Genomic DNA, 15,913 nt, shown 5'->3' on the forward strand with positions numbered 1-15,913 from the left:
TATGGCACCTCTACCTGACTACCACCCGAAACAGCTATCTCTTGGCCCACTGGAAACAGAAATCTTGCACATCATTTGGGAACTTGGTTCAGCTACAGTCAAAGATGTACACGATCGCATTCTGGCTGATCCCAACCGAGAACTAGCTTATACTTCTGTAACTACTGTGTTACGTCGTCTAACTGAAAAAGGTTGGCTTGTCTGCGACAAAAAAGGACGGGCATTTTACTGGCGACCATTGCTCACAAAACAACAAGCTGAAGTTATCAAAGCCCATGAACAATTACAGCGATTTTTAGCGATAGGCAACCCTGATGTTGTTGCTGCTTTTGCAGATAGTCTTGATGAAGCAGCTAGTGAGAAAATACAAGCGATCGCCAAACGCATTCAAGCTGCACGGCAAGCGAGGGAGGAAAAGTGATGCATCTACTGATGATTTTGATAGCTTTGGCAATTTCTTGGTGGCTTAGACACTCTTGGAGTGATTCCCAAGGTACGTGGAAGCAAAGGTGGCAAACAACTTTGTTTTTCTTTCTGTTTCCCCCCTTATTGATCATCATGACAGCGATCGCTTTGCTGTATATGGGACCCCAAGGTAAAATGGGTGGTTTGCAAGCAGGCTGGTTTGGCTATGTATTAGCATTAATTTCGCTTGCTTTTTTTGCAGCACTATGCATGAAACTAGCATGGCAAGGATGGCGATCAGTAAAATCTGCACGTGAGTGTCCGATTGTAAAACTAGCGGGTAGACAAGTCCGACTACTGAATACAGGGGCATTATTTGCAGGGCAAATTGGTTTTTGGCAACCCGAACTCGTTGTCAGTGAAGGATTACTAGAAACTCTTTCACCCGCTCACTTAGAGACAGTTCTAGCACACGAGCAAGGCCATTATCATTACCGAGATACCTTCTGGTTTTTCTGGCTGGGTTGGGTGCGTTCTTGTACTGTTTGGTTGCCAAATACAGATGCTTTATGGCAAGAACTATTAGTATTGCGCGAACTACGTGCTGATGCTCACGCCGCATCACAAGTAGATCCCTTGCTACTAGCGGAATCACTAGTATTAGTAATCAGTACTCCACCTGTAACCTCAGAAATCTGCTGTGCAGCGTTAGGTTCTAGTAGTGTAGTTCGTTTAGAACAGAGAATAGAAGCTTTGCTAGAAAAAAGCGAACCCACATCAGAATCTTACTTGTTATCCTGGCACAGTTTCTTATTAGCGTTACTGCCCTTGATCACAGTTATATTTCATTCATAGTTCGCAGTAGGCACTTTAGTGCCTCAAGCTGAAATCAGTGGTCGCAGATCAGTTATAAATTCGTAGCTTTCACTGGTAACTAATAACTGTTAAAAATTTCCGCTAACTTTTTGCTCATCTTGCTTAGGCATAGAATTTGTTTGTGATTTCTGGCGGATGACGCTAATACTACCATCCGCCTCCATAAACACCCTTTTAACATCTTTAAGAGATTCCACACCTTGCTGACGCAACTGGCTCATCAATTCCTGTTCAGTAATTAGTTCCCTTTTCATGTGACGATCAATTATACGACCATTTTTTACTAGTAGCAGTGGTGGTGGATTTAGAAAGCGCTGGAAATAGGGAACTTTGTATCCCAACCAGTTTAAAAAATAACTCCAAAATATAACTGTTCCGACTAAAATAGCACCTTCTGTAATTGATGTATAGTTGCTTGCCATCGCATTTTGAGCCGCTTCCGCAAACAGTACAACCACAAGTAGATCAGCAATACCTAGTGTTCCTAGTTGTCGGCTAGGAAGCAAGCGTAAAACAGAAAACAATGCCAAGTAGACAATCGAAGCACGTATAATGAGTTCAGCAATGGAAATGCTAGGAATAAACATTTCTTGCCAATTAATATGAAACCATATATCCATTAGAGTTTTTATTGATCACTAATATTTGATATTTCCTTTCATTAGTGAAAGCAAAAATTAAAATTATTGCAAAACCCCCAGGAATGATATACCTACTAACTAAAGTAGTAAAAACATGATTTTGACAGAGCATTTCGTTTTACCACGATAGTCTTATTGTATGAGTCGAGATGCATGTGAAAGGGGCGGGGTTAAAAAACTTATTCGATAAGTCTACTTCTAGTAGACTTAAGCTATTAACTGCTTTAATTGCGGGCGAATCAATTACTAAAAATAAAACCAGGTTATCCTGGTTTCAAACTTTGAACGATCGCATCAAAATTGCTCTGTATTAACTAATACCAATTTGAAAAAAGAATGCGACAGATGGTAAAAATAGACAGAAGTAGCATTCAGGGTATGTGATGGTAGGGGTAACACAGATCGAGATAGTTGATAGTGTCGAGGAACTAGAGAAGTTGCTCAGACATCAAAAACAGTCTCGGAGCAAAGAACGTATACAAGCCCTATATCTGATTAAAGGGCAAGAAATGAGTGTAAGTGAGATTGCTAAAATCTTGGGAAAACATCGAGCTACAGTACATCGATGGTTGGCAGATTATCGAGAAGGAGGAATTGAGGCGGTTGTTGAATTTGGAACGAGTTCAGGTCGAAAAAGAGCAATACCAGATTGGGCTGTATCGAGTTTGAAAAAACAACTCGAACAACCAGAAGGTGGGTTTCAACGGTACACACAAATACAACATTGGTTAGAAAAAACCTTGGGTGTGCAAGCTGAGTACGCAACTGTACATCATCTGGCACGTTACAGGCTCAAAGCCAAGCTGAAAGTCCCACGTCCGCGTAACCGAAAACAGGACGAAGAAAAACTAGAGTCTTTTAAAAAAAACTCGGTGATGACTTGCAATTAATTGCTCAATACAGTGCCATTATCTTGCCCCAGTACGAAAATATTCGTTATTTTGTACAAGATGAGAGTCGATTTGGACTCAAAACCATTGAAGGACGTAAAATTACTCTTCCCGGAGTTAAGCCTATTGGTGATTGGCAGTGGCAATTTAAAGCGTTCTGGCTATATGGAGCAGTTGAACCACTTACTGGGGAAAGTTTATTTTGGCAGTTTTCTCATGTTGATACCGAATGCTACCAACAATTTTTGAACGAGTTCGCTGCCTGTTATCCCAAATCACTTAACATTCTCCAAGTTGATAACGGCTTATTTCATAAAGCTAAACGTTTACAAATTCCAGAGAATATTGTTCTTTTGTTCCAGCCTGCTCATTCTCCTGAACTGAATCCCATAGAGCGCGTTTGGGAATATCTCAAGCAAGACTTGAAATGGGAGCTATTTGATCACCTGGAGCATCTGCAAACCAAGGTTGCTCAACTCCTAGCTCTCCTCACTCCTCAAATTGCTGCTTCTTTGACTGGTTATGACTTCATCCTCAATGCCTTATCTGTCGCAAACATTTTTTGAATTGGTATAACTTACTTCCGACAATTGTCTTTCTGGCGTAGGTACTTCTAGCACTTGTGAGTAGAAGTACCTTATGACAAGGAAAGAGCTTTTTGGGCAACTTTGTTATTACTCTGTTGGCATCCAAGCTGCTTGTTTGACAAGCGATCGCACTGCCAGGGCAATAGCATCTGCGTCAATTTGTGCTGCATGAAGTAGTTCTTCTGGAGTGCCTGACCCTGGCATATCCCGTACTGCCAGTTTCACTAGATTCAGCCCCAATTCACCATAAGCTGGAGCAGTACCTATACCGACAAAAGCATCAAGGACAGCAGCACCTAGTCCACCTTCACTCCAGTGGTCTTCTACTACGACAAGTTTGCCAGCAGTATCACGGGCAGCCTGATGCAAGGTTGTAGCATCAATTGGCTTGACTGAGTAAGCATCAATGACACGCACTGTAATTCCTTCTTGTTTGAGGTGATCATAAGCTTTGAGTGCTTCATGTACCGTAATACCTGCTGCAATTACTACTGCTTGATCGCCATCAGAACTACGGATGATCTTGCTGCCACCAATAGAAAAATCTTCATCAGCTTCATAGATAACAGGTGTCTTTTCCCGGGTTGTCCGCAGATAGACAATGCCATCACGATCTACCATTTCAGCGACAAGTTTAGCAGTTTGATTAGCATCGCAGGGGTAGAGTACAGTACTATTCCACACTGCCCGCAAAGCAGCCAAATCTTCCAGTGCCATTTGGGAAGGGCCATCTTGACCAATAGAGACTCCTGCATGAGAACCAACAAGTTTGACATGGGCGCGAGAGATAGCAGCCATACGGATAAAATCGTAAGCCCGACTTAAGAACGCTGCAAAAGTAGAAGCAAAGGGTTTATACTGCCGCACTTGCAAACCAACTGCCGCCGCAACCATTTGCTGCTCAGCAATATACATCTCAAAGTAGTGATCAGGGTAAGCTTTGGCAAAATCTTCAGCATAAGTGGAGTTACTCACCTCAGCATCAAGGGCAACCACATCCGGTCGAGATGCTCCTAAAGCTTTTAAGGCATCTCCGTAAGCTTTACGAGTTGCCACTAAATCACCTTCTTGGTAGACGGGAAGTTGGAGAGTTTGAGTCTGCTGTCCAGTTGTAGCTGTTTGAGGTTGCTCCTCAGGCTTTTCGACCACAATAGTGATGTGACGTTCACCACCTAGTTGGGCGATCGCTGCCTTAGCATCATCGGGTTTCAACGCCTGACCATGCCAACCGCCAAGATCTTCTAAATGTGCAACACCTTTGCCCTTCTTTGTCCGAGCTACAATGACTGTAGGATAGTCGAGGTTATTTATAGCTGCTGAGTATGCTTGATCAATCTCTTCTAAATTGTGACCGTCGATTTCAATAGCCTTCCAGCCAAAAGCCCTGGCGCGATCGCAGTACACTTGAGTGTTCCAACCTAACATGGTTTGGCCTCGCTGCCCCAAGCGGTTGACATCAATAATCGCAATCAAATTTGCCAGTTTGTAGTGATTTGCGTGTTCAAAGGCTTCCCATATGGAACCTTCTGCCATTTCACTATCTCCTAACAAGACCCAAGTGTGGTAAGGCAACTGGTCTAAATATTCGCCAGCCAAAGCAATACCAACGGCGATTGGTAGACCTTGCCCCAGTGAACCCGTTGCTACTTCCACCCAAGGCAGCACTGGGGTTGGATGTCCTTCTAGCCGACTGCCAAACTTACGAAGGGAGATCAACTCGCGATCGTCAATTACCCCTGCTGCGCGATACATCGCATACAATAGCGGTGATGCATGTCCTTTGGAGAAAACGAGGTGATCGTTGTTGGGGTTATGCGGATTGCTAAAGTCATAACGGAGATACTTGGCAAGCAGCACTGCCATCAGGTCTGCGGCAGACATCGAGGAGGTGGGATGACCCGAGCCAGCTGCTGTAGTGGCACGAATACTATCAACCCGCAATTGTTGTGCCAACTCATGCCATGCTTGCAATTGTTCAATGGTAGCCATTATTACACTCCTACGAAAATAGGACTAAAGGTAACGACCACATAAGTTCTGAAGAGTTGCGAGGGATCAGATCCCGAACTTTTTTAAAAAGTCGGGGATCTTGTAGCCCATCACAAATTAATGTGATAGACCACTAACTCTGCCGAGTGTAGCGTCCCATTAACTCGGCAGCTTCCAAGACATGACCTTCCATCGCTGCGATCAGGTCTGCCTTGCTGGCTCCCGGTAGCAAATCTAGCATTTGATCCAGCGCATAGAGTTTAAAGAAGTAGCGATGAGTACCACTAGGTGGGCAAGGGCCACCAAATCCCAATTGACCAAAATCATTTTTCCCCTGCACACCACCATCGGGCAATGTGGGATGATTGACAACACCTTCTGGTAAATACTCAAGATGATCTGGTAAATTATACACAACCCAGTGAGTAAATGTTTGCTTGGGTGCATCAGGATCTTCCACAATGAGAGCAAAACTGACAGTACCATTGGGTGGACTATCCCAACTTAGAGGAGGAGAGAGATTATCACCATCGCAGGTATATTGAAATGGAATGCTGTTCCCTGTAAAAAACGCAGGACTGTGAAGATGCATAAGTTTAATTTTCCACTAAAAACCAGAAGGAAAAGTTTCTGATACTTCCCCCGTTTCTTGTTTAGCCATCCGATCTAGCGGCTCTACTCCTCTGGTATCATCAATATGGATGACGGCATCAAATTGATCCGGAAGCCGAGCATAGAAGTAATGACTGGTACGTTCAGTTTGGGGTCGATAAATTACGCCAATAGCTCGTTCCAATCGAGACTCTTGCAAAACAGGAATGACCGGATTGTTATCCTTGAAGTTTAGTAAAAACTTAGACAAGCCTGTTTGATGAAATATATCTTCGTAACTTCCTGATAAGGCAGGACGGATTTGCTTGAGTTGAGCAGGTTCATGCCAATTTGTAGCGGCAGTAACTGTACCTGTGTAGGTAGTAAAACCAATTAGTACAACCTTATCACCATATCGTTCCCGCACTAGTTGACCAACATTCACTTCACCCGCTTGTGCCATATCCGTTGCCCGCGCATCCCCTAAATGGGAATTGTGTTCCCAGACTACAACTTTGGTTTGATGTCCCTGGCGGTCTAGGTGAGCCACAAGTTGATCTAAAGTTTCACTCATGTGGCGATCGCGCAAATTCGATGACGATACTCGTCCACGAAACATTGAGCGGTAATATTCCTCAGCGTTTTTTACAAGTCGGGCATTCTGTTGGGCGTAGAAAAACTCATCTTCGGCTACCCGACCATCTTGCTTGGCATACTCAGCATTGCGACGTTGCAATTCCAAAAGTTGGCTGACCACCTCTTCCTCACAGGACTTACTTAGTCCAACACCAGTAGCATACCCGTAAACCTGAGTATCTTCTGCAAAATTTTCAAAGCAAGAGTAACGGTGGTAGGCACGCTGGGCTGCCTCCGGATCAGTCTTACGCAGGTAATTCAAAACTGCTGTGATTGAGGCATACAAACTGTAGAGGTCAAGCCCATAAAAGCCTACTTTAGTTGCATTCTCAGCTAGGGAATCATTGTATTGACGTAACCAAGCCACAAAATTCAACACATCTGTATTGCGCCACATCCACATTGGGAAGCGTTGAAAACTTGAAAGCGCTTCTGCTGGCGTTGGATCGTCATCTACTCCCCGCACATAGCGGTTGACTCGGTAGGCATCAGGCCAATCTGCTTCCACCGCCACCGCCGTAAAGCCTTTTTCTTGAATCAGCCGTTCGGTAATCAAAGCTCGTTGTTCATAGAACTCGTGAGTCCCGTGAGAGGCTTCACCAATAAGTACAAAGCGGGCGTTGCCAATCAGATCCATCAATGGATTGTAGTCCTCAGTTGCACCAATTAATGGATGGGCAAACTCACGCACTGCCCCAGCTATGTTTTTCGTGGTTACGTCTGGCATGGCTGTTGCTTTCTCCTCAATCAGTTGACAAGTAGAAGCTATCAACTGTTTTTCTTCTGTCTGCGGTTAAGTTTTGAGTTTTGAATATACGATGTTGTTTGCTTTATTTACCTACTATTGAGTGTTGATTATTATTAGTAGCTCGTTTGAGCAAATTGCGAACTTCTTCATCACTGACTTGGGGAAAGTCTTGATACCAAAGACCAACACTATAAAAGGGTTCGGGCGTTTCTAGACACACGATTTCGTCTACTAACTTTTGCATCTCCTGACAAGCTTCTGGTGATGAGACTGGCACGGCAACCACAAGCCGAGCAGGTTGCTGTTGCTGTAATGCTACTACCGCAGCCCGCATTGTTGTACCTGTGGCTAGACCATCATCCACTAAAATCACTGTGTGTTTATGTAAAACCGGGAAAGGTCGGTCATCTCGATAAAGATGCTCACGCCTGTTGAGTTCTTGTTGCTCTATGGCTGCAACCCGTTCAATTACTTTTTGGGGTAGACTTAACATTTGCACTACTCCTTCATTAAGTACTTGCACCCCGCCAGAAGCAATTGCTCCCATTGCCAACTCTTCGTGTCCAGGCACACCCAGTTTACGAACAAGAAAAACGTCCAGTGGAGCATTGATTTTGCGGGCAATTTCAAAAGCAACAGGTACACCACCTCGTGGTAGTGCCAATACGATTACATCTTTTCGGTTAGCATAAGCTGTTAGTTGTAGGGCTAACAGTTGCCCTGCCGCAGTTCGGTCTTTGAATACCATAGTTTTCACTCTCTCCTGAGCGAAAAAGAATGTACGGCTTTGCCGCTGCCGCAGGCTTAAGGATTCACTTCATTATTTAAGTCTGCGATATCTTTCTTTTAATGAAAGGACATCAATTAGAACAAGTTCTAGTGAATCTGGTGACGATTGGTTGTGATTGACAATTTGTCCCTCCTTTATTTTAGATGTTCCCAACTCCAGACTATTCGTTTCAAATTTCTTACTCCTCTAACTAATGGAGGTACTTTACTGATTAACCCGTATAACTGATGGATGAATTCGTATTAAATTTAGTTGTGATACCGATTCTGAATCAGGCAGAGAGCAGAAGGAAAAGAAAAGGGATGTGTATTCACGCTTAAGTATTGGAATCGCTCTTTTGTGAATATGCGATCGCTGTTAATCTCTGCGTTACACTTACCGTTCGCTCTAGTTGGGCGATCGCTTGATCAAGTATGTTGAGAGAAGCTGTTGTAATTAAACTAGTTCTTAAAATTACCCAGTCTTGATTTTTTGCTACTACTAGCTTCAATTTCTACAAGTTTTCTAAATTTTCGTTAAATATAATCATTTGCATAGATAAAAAGTGATGCAACATCTTTTGCACTTGTGATTACAATTCTCAGTAAGTGGTTTTTCCACCACTTTGCCAACACAATCAGGGTTAACCTCAACTTTAAGGTGAAAGGTAAGTAAGTAAAATTCATGAATTACTTCTTTCTTTTGCCTTTTTATTAAATTAAACAGAATTTTGTTGAATTTTACTTATATAATCTCAGCAATTGTAATATGAAAATATAAATACATTTCAAAAAATACTTTTTCCATCTTTAGGTTTATTGTATCGAAAGATATAAATCAACTTAATTTATTGTCTTAAGTAGCTGAACATAAGCAGTAGCGCCTTTAATTTACATACTCATTTGGTCTAGTTTTGTAGGATGTTTTATGCCGTAGGCTAACGCATAATGAGGTAATTTTTGATGCGTTAGGATGCTGTGTCAATAACGTACCCTACCAGAATTTTCCCTCTGACTTCTGCCGTCTGCCTTCTTAATTACAACTATCTCTAAGGTGCAACACAATAGCAGATGAAAGTCCATCCCAAAGGGGAGTATTAATGTCAGCTTTTCTCAAAGCTGCTGCTGTCCAAGAATTACAATTTTGCAAGATTGAGTAATTGCCAACTGCTGCATAAAAGCCTGCATTAATAGTGTGACCGTTTCCTAAGCGAACTTTTTCACCATTTGCATTTAGCTGAAAACTATCTTGAATATACTCCACTAATTGTAAATAGTTATTTTTGCTAACTTGGATACATTTAACATCTAAATTCCTTGGTATTGATTGATACCCTTTAATATACATTACAGAGGGAGTAGGAAGAAATAGTGCTTTCAAAGTAGTAGAAAATTTTAAATCAGATAAAGCAGGAGTTAACATATAAAAATCTCTGTCTCCCCAACCAAAACTTATATAATTGTAATTTTGTGCAGTATCTACACCAATTTCGCCGATAGATAGAAATTTGTGCCAATCAAAAATATTATTTTTTGTTGGCAATATAATATTAGTGTGAATACCTGTATTAGAAACACAAATTTGTATATCACAAGTATTTTGTGAGTAATTACCCCATTTTCTAGGTAAAAATGCACTGATAATTAGTAACATTAAGCTAAACAAAACTAATCCGAAAAAATAATCAAGAAACTTATATAATAGGCGTATAAAAACTGAATTATTAGCATTTTTCATAAAAATACCTGCACAGTCTGAGAGCAAATTTCAACAAGGTGTAGGCAGTATATGAATATTTTTACGTATAAGCTATAAAAAGTACTACTCATGAATCGGCGCGCACTGCTGTTAGTAAATCGTCAATCTCGTCAAGGACAAAAGCGTTTGTCAGAAGTGATGAGTTGTCTTGTAGAACAAGGATTTGAATTGATTGCAGCATCCGCAGAAAATCCTCAGCACTTTTCAGACGTAATCAGGAGATACCAACATCAAGTGGATTTGGTAATTGTTGGTGGTGGTGATGGTACTCTTAACGCTGCGGTAGATACTTTGGTGGAAACTAATTTACCTTTGGGAATTTTACCTTTAGGAACTGCTAATGACCTGGCAAGGACTTTAAAAATTCCTAATTCTTTGTCCGAAGCTAGCAAAGTGATTGCTACTGGGAAAGTACAACGCATTGACTTAGGCGAAGTTAATGGCAAATATTTTTTTAATGTTGCCAGTTTAGGACTGAGTGTGAAAATTACTCAGCGATTAACTAAAGAAGTCAAGCGGCGTTGGGGAATATTTGCTTATGCTTTTACCGCGCTGAAAGTTATATGGGAATCTCGCCCCTTTAGTGCAGAGATTCGTTTACCTGATCAATCAATTAAAGTTAAAACCGTGCAAATTGCGATCGGTAATGGTCGGTACTATGGTGGTGGTATGGCAGTAGCACCTGATGCCATGATCGATGATCAAAGATTAGACTTGTACAGTCTAGAGATTAGGCACTGGTGGGAGATTATTCCCTTATTGCCGAGAATGCGACAAGGACGACACATAAATGCGCGGAATGTCCGCGCTTTACAAGTTCAGGAAATTGAAATACATACTCGTAAACCTCGTCCCATTAATACAGATGGTGAAATCACCACCTATACCCCTGCTTATTTCCGTGTGATTCCCAAAGCTGTAGCTGTTTTTGTTCCACGCTAGATGGGGGGATGGGGAACTCACCGGTCTCCCATGAGCGATTGCCGTAGACGCGCTTTACTCGGCTTCTGTAAAGTAAGGGTCCCCCGGCATAAAGAAAGAGGCGTTGGGGATTAGGGGCAATGGAGGTATAAGGGGTGTGGGGAGTAAGTAGTAAGCAATCAACAATTAACCACTAACCACTAATGTACAGACGCGATGTTCCTCGCGTCTCTACCCACTAACCACAAACAACCATCAACTAACCCGTCAATCTACGATTTTCGGAAATAATGTCAGAATATTTGTATTAGCAACTAATGACATTTATTTTATTTAGTAAGAGTCGGTATTGTGAAAACTCACATTGCCTCACACCAAATGCACCTGAAATTTTCTCAAGATATCAAGTTACTGTTACAACGGTTAGCTGAAAAGCCGTTGTCGCTTGGAGATATTCTGACAGAAACTTCTGAACGAGGTTTTAATTTGGTGATTGCACTGTTAGTTTTACCCTTTTTATTTCCTATGCCACCAGGTTTAACAGGACCTTTTGGTGGTGCTTGCTTGATTTTATCAATGCAGATGGTTTTGGGAAGGCGATCGCCTTGGTTACCTCGAAAAATAGCTACGTATAAATTTCCTCGTTCTTTTGCCAATGTAATATTGCAAAATTTGCGACGCGTTACTAGGATTCTAGAAAAAATTGCTCGTCCTCGCTTGTCCAAAATAGCTGACAATCCTTATACTTGGCGGTTGAATGGACTTTGTATTTCTTGGTTATCAGTGTTATTAATATCACCAGTTCCTCTTACTAATCCTATCCCAACTATAGGTATTTTACTATTAGCAGTAGCAACAATAGAATCTGATGGTTTACTGATGTGTATTGGATATGTATTTACTATTTTAACTACTTTATTGTTTGCCTTTATTGGTTATGTCTTTTTTATAGCTCCAAGTCTACTGCCGCAGTTTCTAAGCTAAAAAATAGGTAATTGATTTTTTAATTGGAAACTAGGAATTTTACAAAAAACCCTCAGTGCAAGACTGAGGGCAACAATTCGGTTGCATCTACCTCTTCTATATCCATGATGCTAACAACAGCATCCGGTAAAAATAAACAAAGTTCCAAAATTTTCAATCCGTACCAAGGCTGAAGTTTTGATATATTTAAACATGCTATAATAAAGCCCCCAGCCAGAGGCTGAAGGCTACAAACTCGGGTGCATCTACCATTTCTTTATCCGTCTTATTAATGAATGCATCCGGAAGAATTTATAGATAGCGATCCCCAACTTTGATTTTGGGATTGTTTTATCCCCTATTTTAGATAGCTGGGAAGAGGAATATTTTGGCAATGATATTTTATTTGTTAGCACAGCAGTAGCGATCGCTTATGATTTCCCTATAAGTGGCTGATGCGCTGAACTACAGCTAGCTGTGTGGATTACTAAATAAAATCAGAATATTTGCTATTGTTGCTGAATTGAAGTTTAGAAATGGGAGTGGCGATGCTACTTTGATATCTATTTTTCAGACGGTTAAATTGAAGTTATTTGCTGCATAATTATTAGAGCCTTTGATAGTCCTCCTTGTCCTCCTTATTCCCTTCTCGGGATACTCCCTACATGCGTGCTAACACTTGTCGGATAATATCTGCTGGTACTTGATCTGTTAGTGTCACTGCACCAATTTCGGTTGGTAGTACAAACCGGACTTTACCTGATTTCACTTTTTTATCTATCTGCAACGCCTCAATAATTGCTTCAATATCCAACTCTTTTGGTAATTTTGTTGGTAAACCTGCTTTTTCTATTAAGGCATCTTGTCGTTGTGTTTCTTGTTGCGTCCACATTCCTAACTCTACAGCAATCTGCCCTGCTGCTACCATGCCAATGGCAACTGCTTCACCATGCAGTACTTGTGTATAACCGGTTAAGCTTTCTACTGCATGACCGATGGTGTGTCCGTAGTTGAGTATCGTCCGTAGTCCAGCTTCTTTTTCATCTTTACTAACGACATCGGCTTTGGCTTGACAGGAGCGAGTTAATATAGAGTCTATTAATTCTGACTGAATATATTCCATCTCATCCAAACGCTGAGTTGCTTCTAACTCGGCAAACAATTGGGTATCCCAAATTACACCATACTTGATCACTTCTGCCATACCTGCACGAAACTCACGTATAGGTAGGGTTTTCAAGACATTGGGGTCAATTAAAACTAATCGTGGTTGATGGAATGCCCCTATCAAGTTTTTACCCTGGGGATGATTGACACCTGTTTTACCACCTATGGCTGCATCTACCATTGCCAAAAGAGTTGTAGGTACTTGTATATAATTAATACCTCGTAGCCAAGTCGCTGCCGCAAAACCTGTCATATCCCCAATAACGCCGCCTCCTAAAGCTACCATCGTCGCAGAGCGTTCTAAGCGATTTTGCAGTGCTGTATTGTATAAATTTTCTATTGAAGCTAAAGTTTTATAGTATTCGCCATCAGGCAGGATGTGGCTTGCTACTTCAAAATTCGCAATTTTTAGTGATGCGATCGCTCTTTCTCCATACAATTGAAAAATTGTCGGGTTAGAAACTAGCAGGACTTTCTTACCTAAGTGCAAACTAGTCATGTATTTGCCTAATTGATCTAGGCTACCTGGTGCGATCGCAATCTTATAAAACTGCTGCGGTAGATTTACTTTAATTACGGAAGCCATCACCAACCCCTTTGCAAGCGCGTGTCGGATATTCTACCGCAATGTTGTGCTAGGTTGACTGTTGAATGGCGATCGTAACTAAAATCGAAATGATTACTTATTAAGATATAACACCACAGGCTATTCGTCCTCCGCCTGCATCTGCCGCCTCACCGTTAGCTTTTTGTTGATCTGGTAACAGGTGAATGATGATAGCGCTACCATTACCATCAAACACGCTGACGGGGCCTTCACTAAGGGTAACTCGACTAGTCACTGCATTGTATATTGCTTCTCCCTGTTCATTCACTTCTAAGTTTGGTAAATCACCTAAATGATACGGATGGTTCGCCTCTACAGGAGTTTCCGAACCAAAAGGCCCAGGATCAAAATGTCCACCACTAGTACTAAAGGGAGGATCAGCATCAGGGTCACACACGCCTACAGAATGAATGTGGAGTCCATGCAGACCAGGAGTCAGATTGGCCGGGTTGCCTTGAATCTTACCCCGAATCCGTACCGCTTGATTATTTAGCTGTGTCAGGATAAGTGTCCCATTAATGTTCGTACCCGCAATATTCACTTGTGCTTGCAAGAGATTAGGCGGAAAACTTGGTCGTGCCAGTCCTATTCCGCATAATAGCGCCAAGCACATGGAAAATCCGAAAAAAAACAAAGATTTTAATAGTGAAAACTTCCTCACCATAACCTCCGGTGGTAGCGATAAATAACTTATTATCTGAACAGATATCTTTAGTGTTATTGCCAAGGTGGCGTAGATGCATCGCGGTTTTCTAAGATAAGCGTAGACTTTTAAGGAGTTTATACTCCTGTTTGTTCTGTATTCTATGGCAAGTCTGCACCTACGCAATCACACGGTTACAGTTATTTATCTCTACACTACCTGAGTTCGAGATTTCGGTAAATATCCCACTTTTACAGTGATCAGTGATCAATTATTCAGTTATCAGTGATAGATAGCTAATAACTGATAACTGTTAACTGTTAACTATTCCCTTGCCCTATTTTCAACCACTAACCACTCACAAGTGATTCAATAGACTTTAAGAGTAAACAATTGTGGAGAAACGTAATGTTAGCTGTAGTATATTATGTCGTCTTTTTGGCTATCTTTTTTGGCATTGCTGTCGGTTTACTTTTTGGTCTGCGTGCCGCGAAGATTCTTTAAATAATAGGGGGGTGTGAGAAGTGTGAGAAGTGTGAGAAGTGTGAGAAGTGTGAGAAGTGTGAGGAGTGGAAAACACTTGTATTCTTCCCCTACTCCTCATACTCCCCCTACTCCTCATACTCCCCATCACCCCATCACCCCATCACCCCATCACCCCATCTCCCCATCTCCTTACAAAGCCACAACCTTCTCCTGACTAACAAACGGCGGACGCATTTCTAAACCAAGCAAATTTAGCATTTCTTCGTCTGCGTTATAGCCAGGACAAGGAGTGGTAACGGTCAACATGTGTCCGTCATCGCTGGAAAAGATAGAATTTGCCCCTGCTAGGAAGCATAAAGCCTGTTCAACTTGAGAAAGTTTTGCTCTACCTGCACTCAAGCGCACATCAGAAGCTGGCATAATCAAACGTGCGGTGGCTATCATCCGCACAACATCCCAAATGGGAACATCTGGTTGATTTTCTAGGGGTGTGCCTTGAACTTTGGAGAGAATGTTAATCGGTACAGACTCTGGATGAGGATGCAAGTTCGCCAGAGTGTGCAGCATGGAAACGCGGTCTTCCACATTTTCGCCCAAGCCAAGAATACCACCAGAGCAAACGGTGACGTTGGTTTGGCGGACATTGTTAATTGTATTGAGGCGATCGCTATAAGTTCTAGTAGTGATAATAGTGCTATAGTATTCCGGCGATGTATCTAGGTTATGGTTGTAGGCGTAAAGGCCAGCTGCTTCTAATCGCTTGGCTTGGTTGTGTGTGAGCATTCCCAGAGTGCAGCATACTTCTAATCCTAATGCTGTTACTTCTTTGACCATGTCTAATACTTGGTCAAATTGGGAATTATCCCGCACTTCTCGCCAAGCTGCACCCATACAAACGCGACTGACACCACTATTTTTTGCTTGCTGGGCGATATTAACTACTGTTTGTTTATCTAAAAGTGCTTGTGGTTTAACTTCTGTTTTGTAACGAGAAGATTGGGCGCAGTAGCTACAATCTTCAGGACAAGCTCCTGTTTTAATAGAGATGAGCTTACAAACTTGGATTTGTTTGGGGTTGTGATATTGACGATGCACATTAGCTGCTTGGTAAATCAGCTCTAAAAAGGGTGTATCATATATTGCCCTGATTTCTTGTTTTTGCCAATCGTAGCGTATTCCCATGGCTTTGCCTACCTTCTTGATCAATTTGCTGATTTATTTAGGTTACGTCACACA

General features: G+C 41.8%; 17 protein-coding genes. 7 read left to right on the forward strand and 10 right to left on the reverse strand.

What is annotated here, in order from left to right; translation table 11 throughout:
* Position 1: 1 nt before the first annotated feature.
* Together RS893_RS06540 and RS893_RS06545 are read left to right on the forward strand one after the other, a co-directional pair.
* Positions 2–421: a BlaI/MecI/CopY family transcriptional regulator gene (locus RS893_RS06540; protein ID WP_315790412.1), complete on the forward strand. Its 420-nt coding sequence runs from the start codon at positions 2–4 to the stop codon at positions 419–421.
* Positions 421–1,260 carry a M56 family metallopeptidase gene (locus RS893_RS06545; RefSeq protein WP_315790413.1) on the forward strand — a complete coding sequence of 280 codons (840 nt, stop codon included), beginning with the start codon at positions 421–423 and terminating at the stop codon, positions 1,258–1,260. The genes RS893_RS06540 and RS893_RS06545 overlap by 1 nt, the downstream gene beginning before the upstream one ends.
* Before the next feature lie 89 nt (positions 1,261–1,349).
* Here the strand turns inward: RS893_RS06545 and RS893_RS06550 are convergent, their stop codons facing one another.
* Positions 1,350–1,901 (reverse strand): DUF421 domain-containing protein, encoded by a 552-nt coding sequence (locus RS893_RS06550; protein ID WP_315790414.1) that lies wholly within the window; start codon positions 1,899–1,901, stop codon positions 1,350–1,352.
* A gap of 404 nt (positions 1,902–2,305) precedes the next feature.
* Between RS893_RS06550 and RS893_RS06555 the strand changes: the two genes are divergently transcribed.
* Positions 2,306–2,812 carry a helix-turn-helix domain-containing protein gene (locus RS893_RS06555; RefSeq protein WP_315785251.1) on the forward strand — a complete coding sequence of 169 codons (507 nt, stop codon included), beginning with the start codon at positions 2,306–2,308 and terminating at the stop codon, positions 2,810–2,812.
* The gene (locus tag RS893_RS06560) at positions 2,803–3,378 is read left to right on the forward strand and encodes an IS630 family transposase (RefSeq protein WP_315785248.1); all 576 of its coding nucleotides are present in this window, start codon (positions 2,803–2,805) and stop codon (positions 3,376–3,378) included. Before RS893_RS06555 ends, RS893_RS06560 begins: the two co-directional genes overlap by 10 nt.
* A 108-nt stretch (positions 3,379–3,486) precedes the next feature.
* Here the strand turns inward: RS893_RS06560 and RS893_RS06565 are convergent, their stop codons facing one another.
* The 6 genes from RS893_RS06565 to RS893_RS06590 all read right to left on the reverse strand — a co-directional run bounded on the left by RS893_RS06565 (position 3,487) and on the right by RS893_RS06590 (position 9,869).
* The gene (locus RS893_RS06565; protein ID WP_315790415.1) at positions 3,487–5,388 is read right to left on the reverse strand and encodes a transketolase; all 1,902 of its coding nucleotides are present in this window, start codon (positions 5,386–5,388) and stop codon (positions 3,487–3,489) included.
* 133 nt (positions 5,389–5,521) lie between these two features.
* Positions 5,522–5,980 (reverse strand): YbhB/YbcL family Raf kinase inhibitor-like protein, encoded by a 459-nt coding sequence (locus tag RS893_RS06570; protein ID WP_315790416.1) that lies wholly within the window; start codon positions 5,978–5,980, stop codon positions 5,522–5,524.
* Between the two features lie 15 nt (positions 5,981–5,995).
* Positions 5,996–7,342 carry an erythromycin esterase family protein gene (locus RS893_RS06575; RefSeq protein ID WP_315791889.1) on the reverse strand — a complete coding sequence of 449 codons (1,347 nt, stop codon included), beginning with the start codon at positions 7,340–7,342 and terminating at the stop codon, positions 5,996–5,998.
* 103 nt (positions 7,343–7,445) lie between these two features.
* Positions 7,446–8,111, reverse strand: coding sequence for a phosphoribosyltransferase (locus RS893_RS06580; protein ID WP_315790417.1), 666 nt, complete (start codon positions 8,109–8,111; stop codon positions 7,446–7,448).
* Positions 8,112–8,469: 358 nt separating this feature from the next.
* The gene (locus tag RS893_RS06585) at positions 8,470–8,643 is read right to left on the reverse strand and encodes a hypothetical protein (RefSeq protein WP_315790418.1); all 174 of its coding nucleotides are present in this window, start codon (positions 8,641–8,643) and stop codon (positions 8,470–8,472) included.
* A gap of 521 nt (positions 8,644–9,164) precedes the next feature.
* Complete coding sequence (locus RS893_RS06590) at positions 9,165–9,869, reverse strand: TIGR02117 family protein (RefSeq protein ID WP_315790419.1); 705 nt, start codon at positions 9,867–9,869, stop codon at positions 9,165–9,167.
* Positions 9,870–9,959: 90 nt separating this feature from the next.
* On the opposite strand from RS893_RS06590, the gene RS893_RS06595 reads away from it, so the two are divergent.
* Both RS893_RS06595 and RS893_RS06600 read left to right on the forward strand, forming a co-directional pair.
* The gene (locus RS893_RS06595) at positions 9,960–10,832 is read left to right on the forward strand and encodes a lipid kinase (RefSeq protein WP_315790420.1); all 873 of its coding nucleotides are present in this window, start codon (positions 9,960–9,962) and stop codon (positions 10,830–10,832) included.
* Between the two features lie 357 nt (positions 10,833–11,189).
* Positions 11,190–11,795 carry an exopolysaccharide biosynthesis protein gene (locus RS893_RS06600; protein WP_315791890.1) on the forward strand — a complete coding sequence of 202 codons (606 nt, stop codon included), beginning with the start codon at positions 11,190–11,192 and terminating at the stop codon, positions 11,793–11,795.
* Positions 11,796–12,435: 640 nt separating this feature from the next.
* Here RS893_RS06600 and aroB read toward each other — a convergent pair.
* Positions 12,436–13,527, reverse strand: a complete 1,092-nt coding sequence (gene aroB, locus RS893_RS06605; RefSeq protein WP_315790421.1) for a 3-dehydroquinate synthase — start codon at positions 13,525–13,527, stop codon at positions 12,436–12,438.
* A 100-nt stretch (positions 13,528–13,627) separates the two neighbouring features.
* Entirely contained in the window at positions 13,628–14,161 is a 534-nt protein-coding gene (locus RS893_RS06610; protein WP_315790422.1) for a superoxide dismutase family protein, read from the reverse strand.
* Positions 14,162–14,599: 438 nt separating this feature from the next.
* Between RS893_RS06610 and RS893_RS06615 the strand changes: the two genes are divergently transcribed.
* Positions 14,600–14,695, forward strand: a complete 96-nt coding sequence (locus RS893_RS06615) for a cytochrome b6-f complex subunit PetL (protein ID WP_315791891.1) — start codon at positions 14,600–14,602, stop codon at positions 14,693–14,695.
* A 171-nt stretch (positions 14,696–14,866) separates the two neighbouring features.
* On the opposite strand, the gene bioB is transcribed toward RS893_RS06615, so the two are convergent.
* Entirely contained in the window at positions 14,867–15,859 is a 993-nt protein-coding gene (bioB, locus tag RS893_RS06620; RefSeq protein WP_315790423.1) for a biotin synthase BioB, read from the reverse strand.
* Positions 15,860–15,913 lie beyond the last annotated feature (54 nt).

The sequence above is a fragment of the Fischerella sp. JS2 genome (genome assembly GCF_032393985.1).
Classification (GTDB): domain Bacteria; phylum Cyanobacteriota; class Cyanobacteriia; order Cyanobacteriales; family Nostocaceae; genus Fischerella.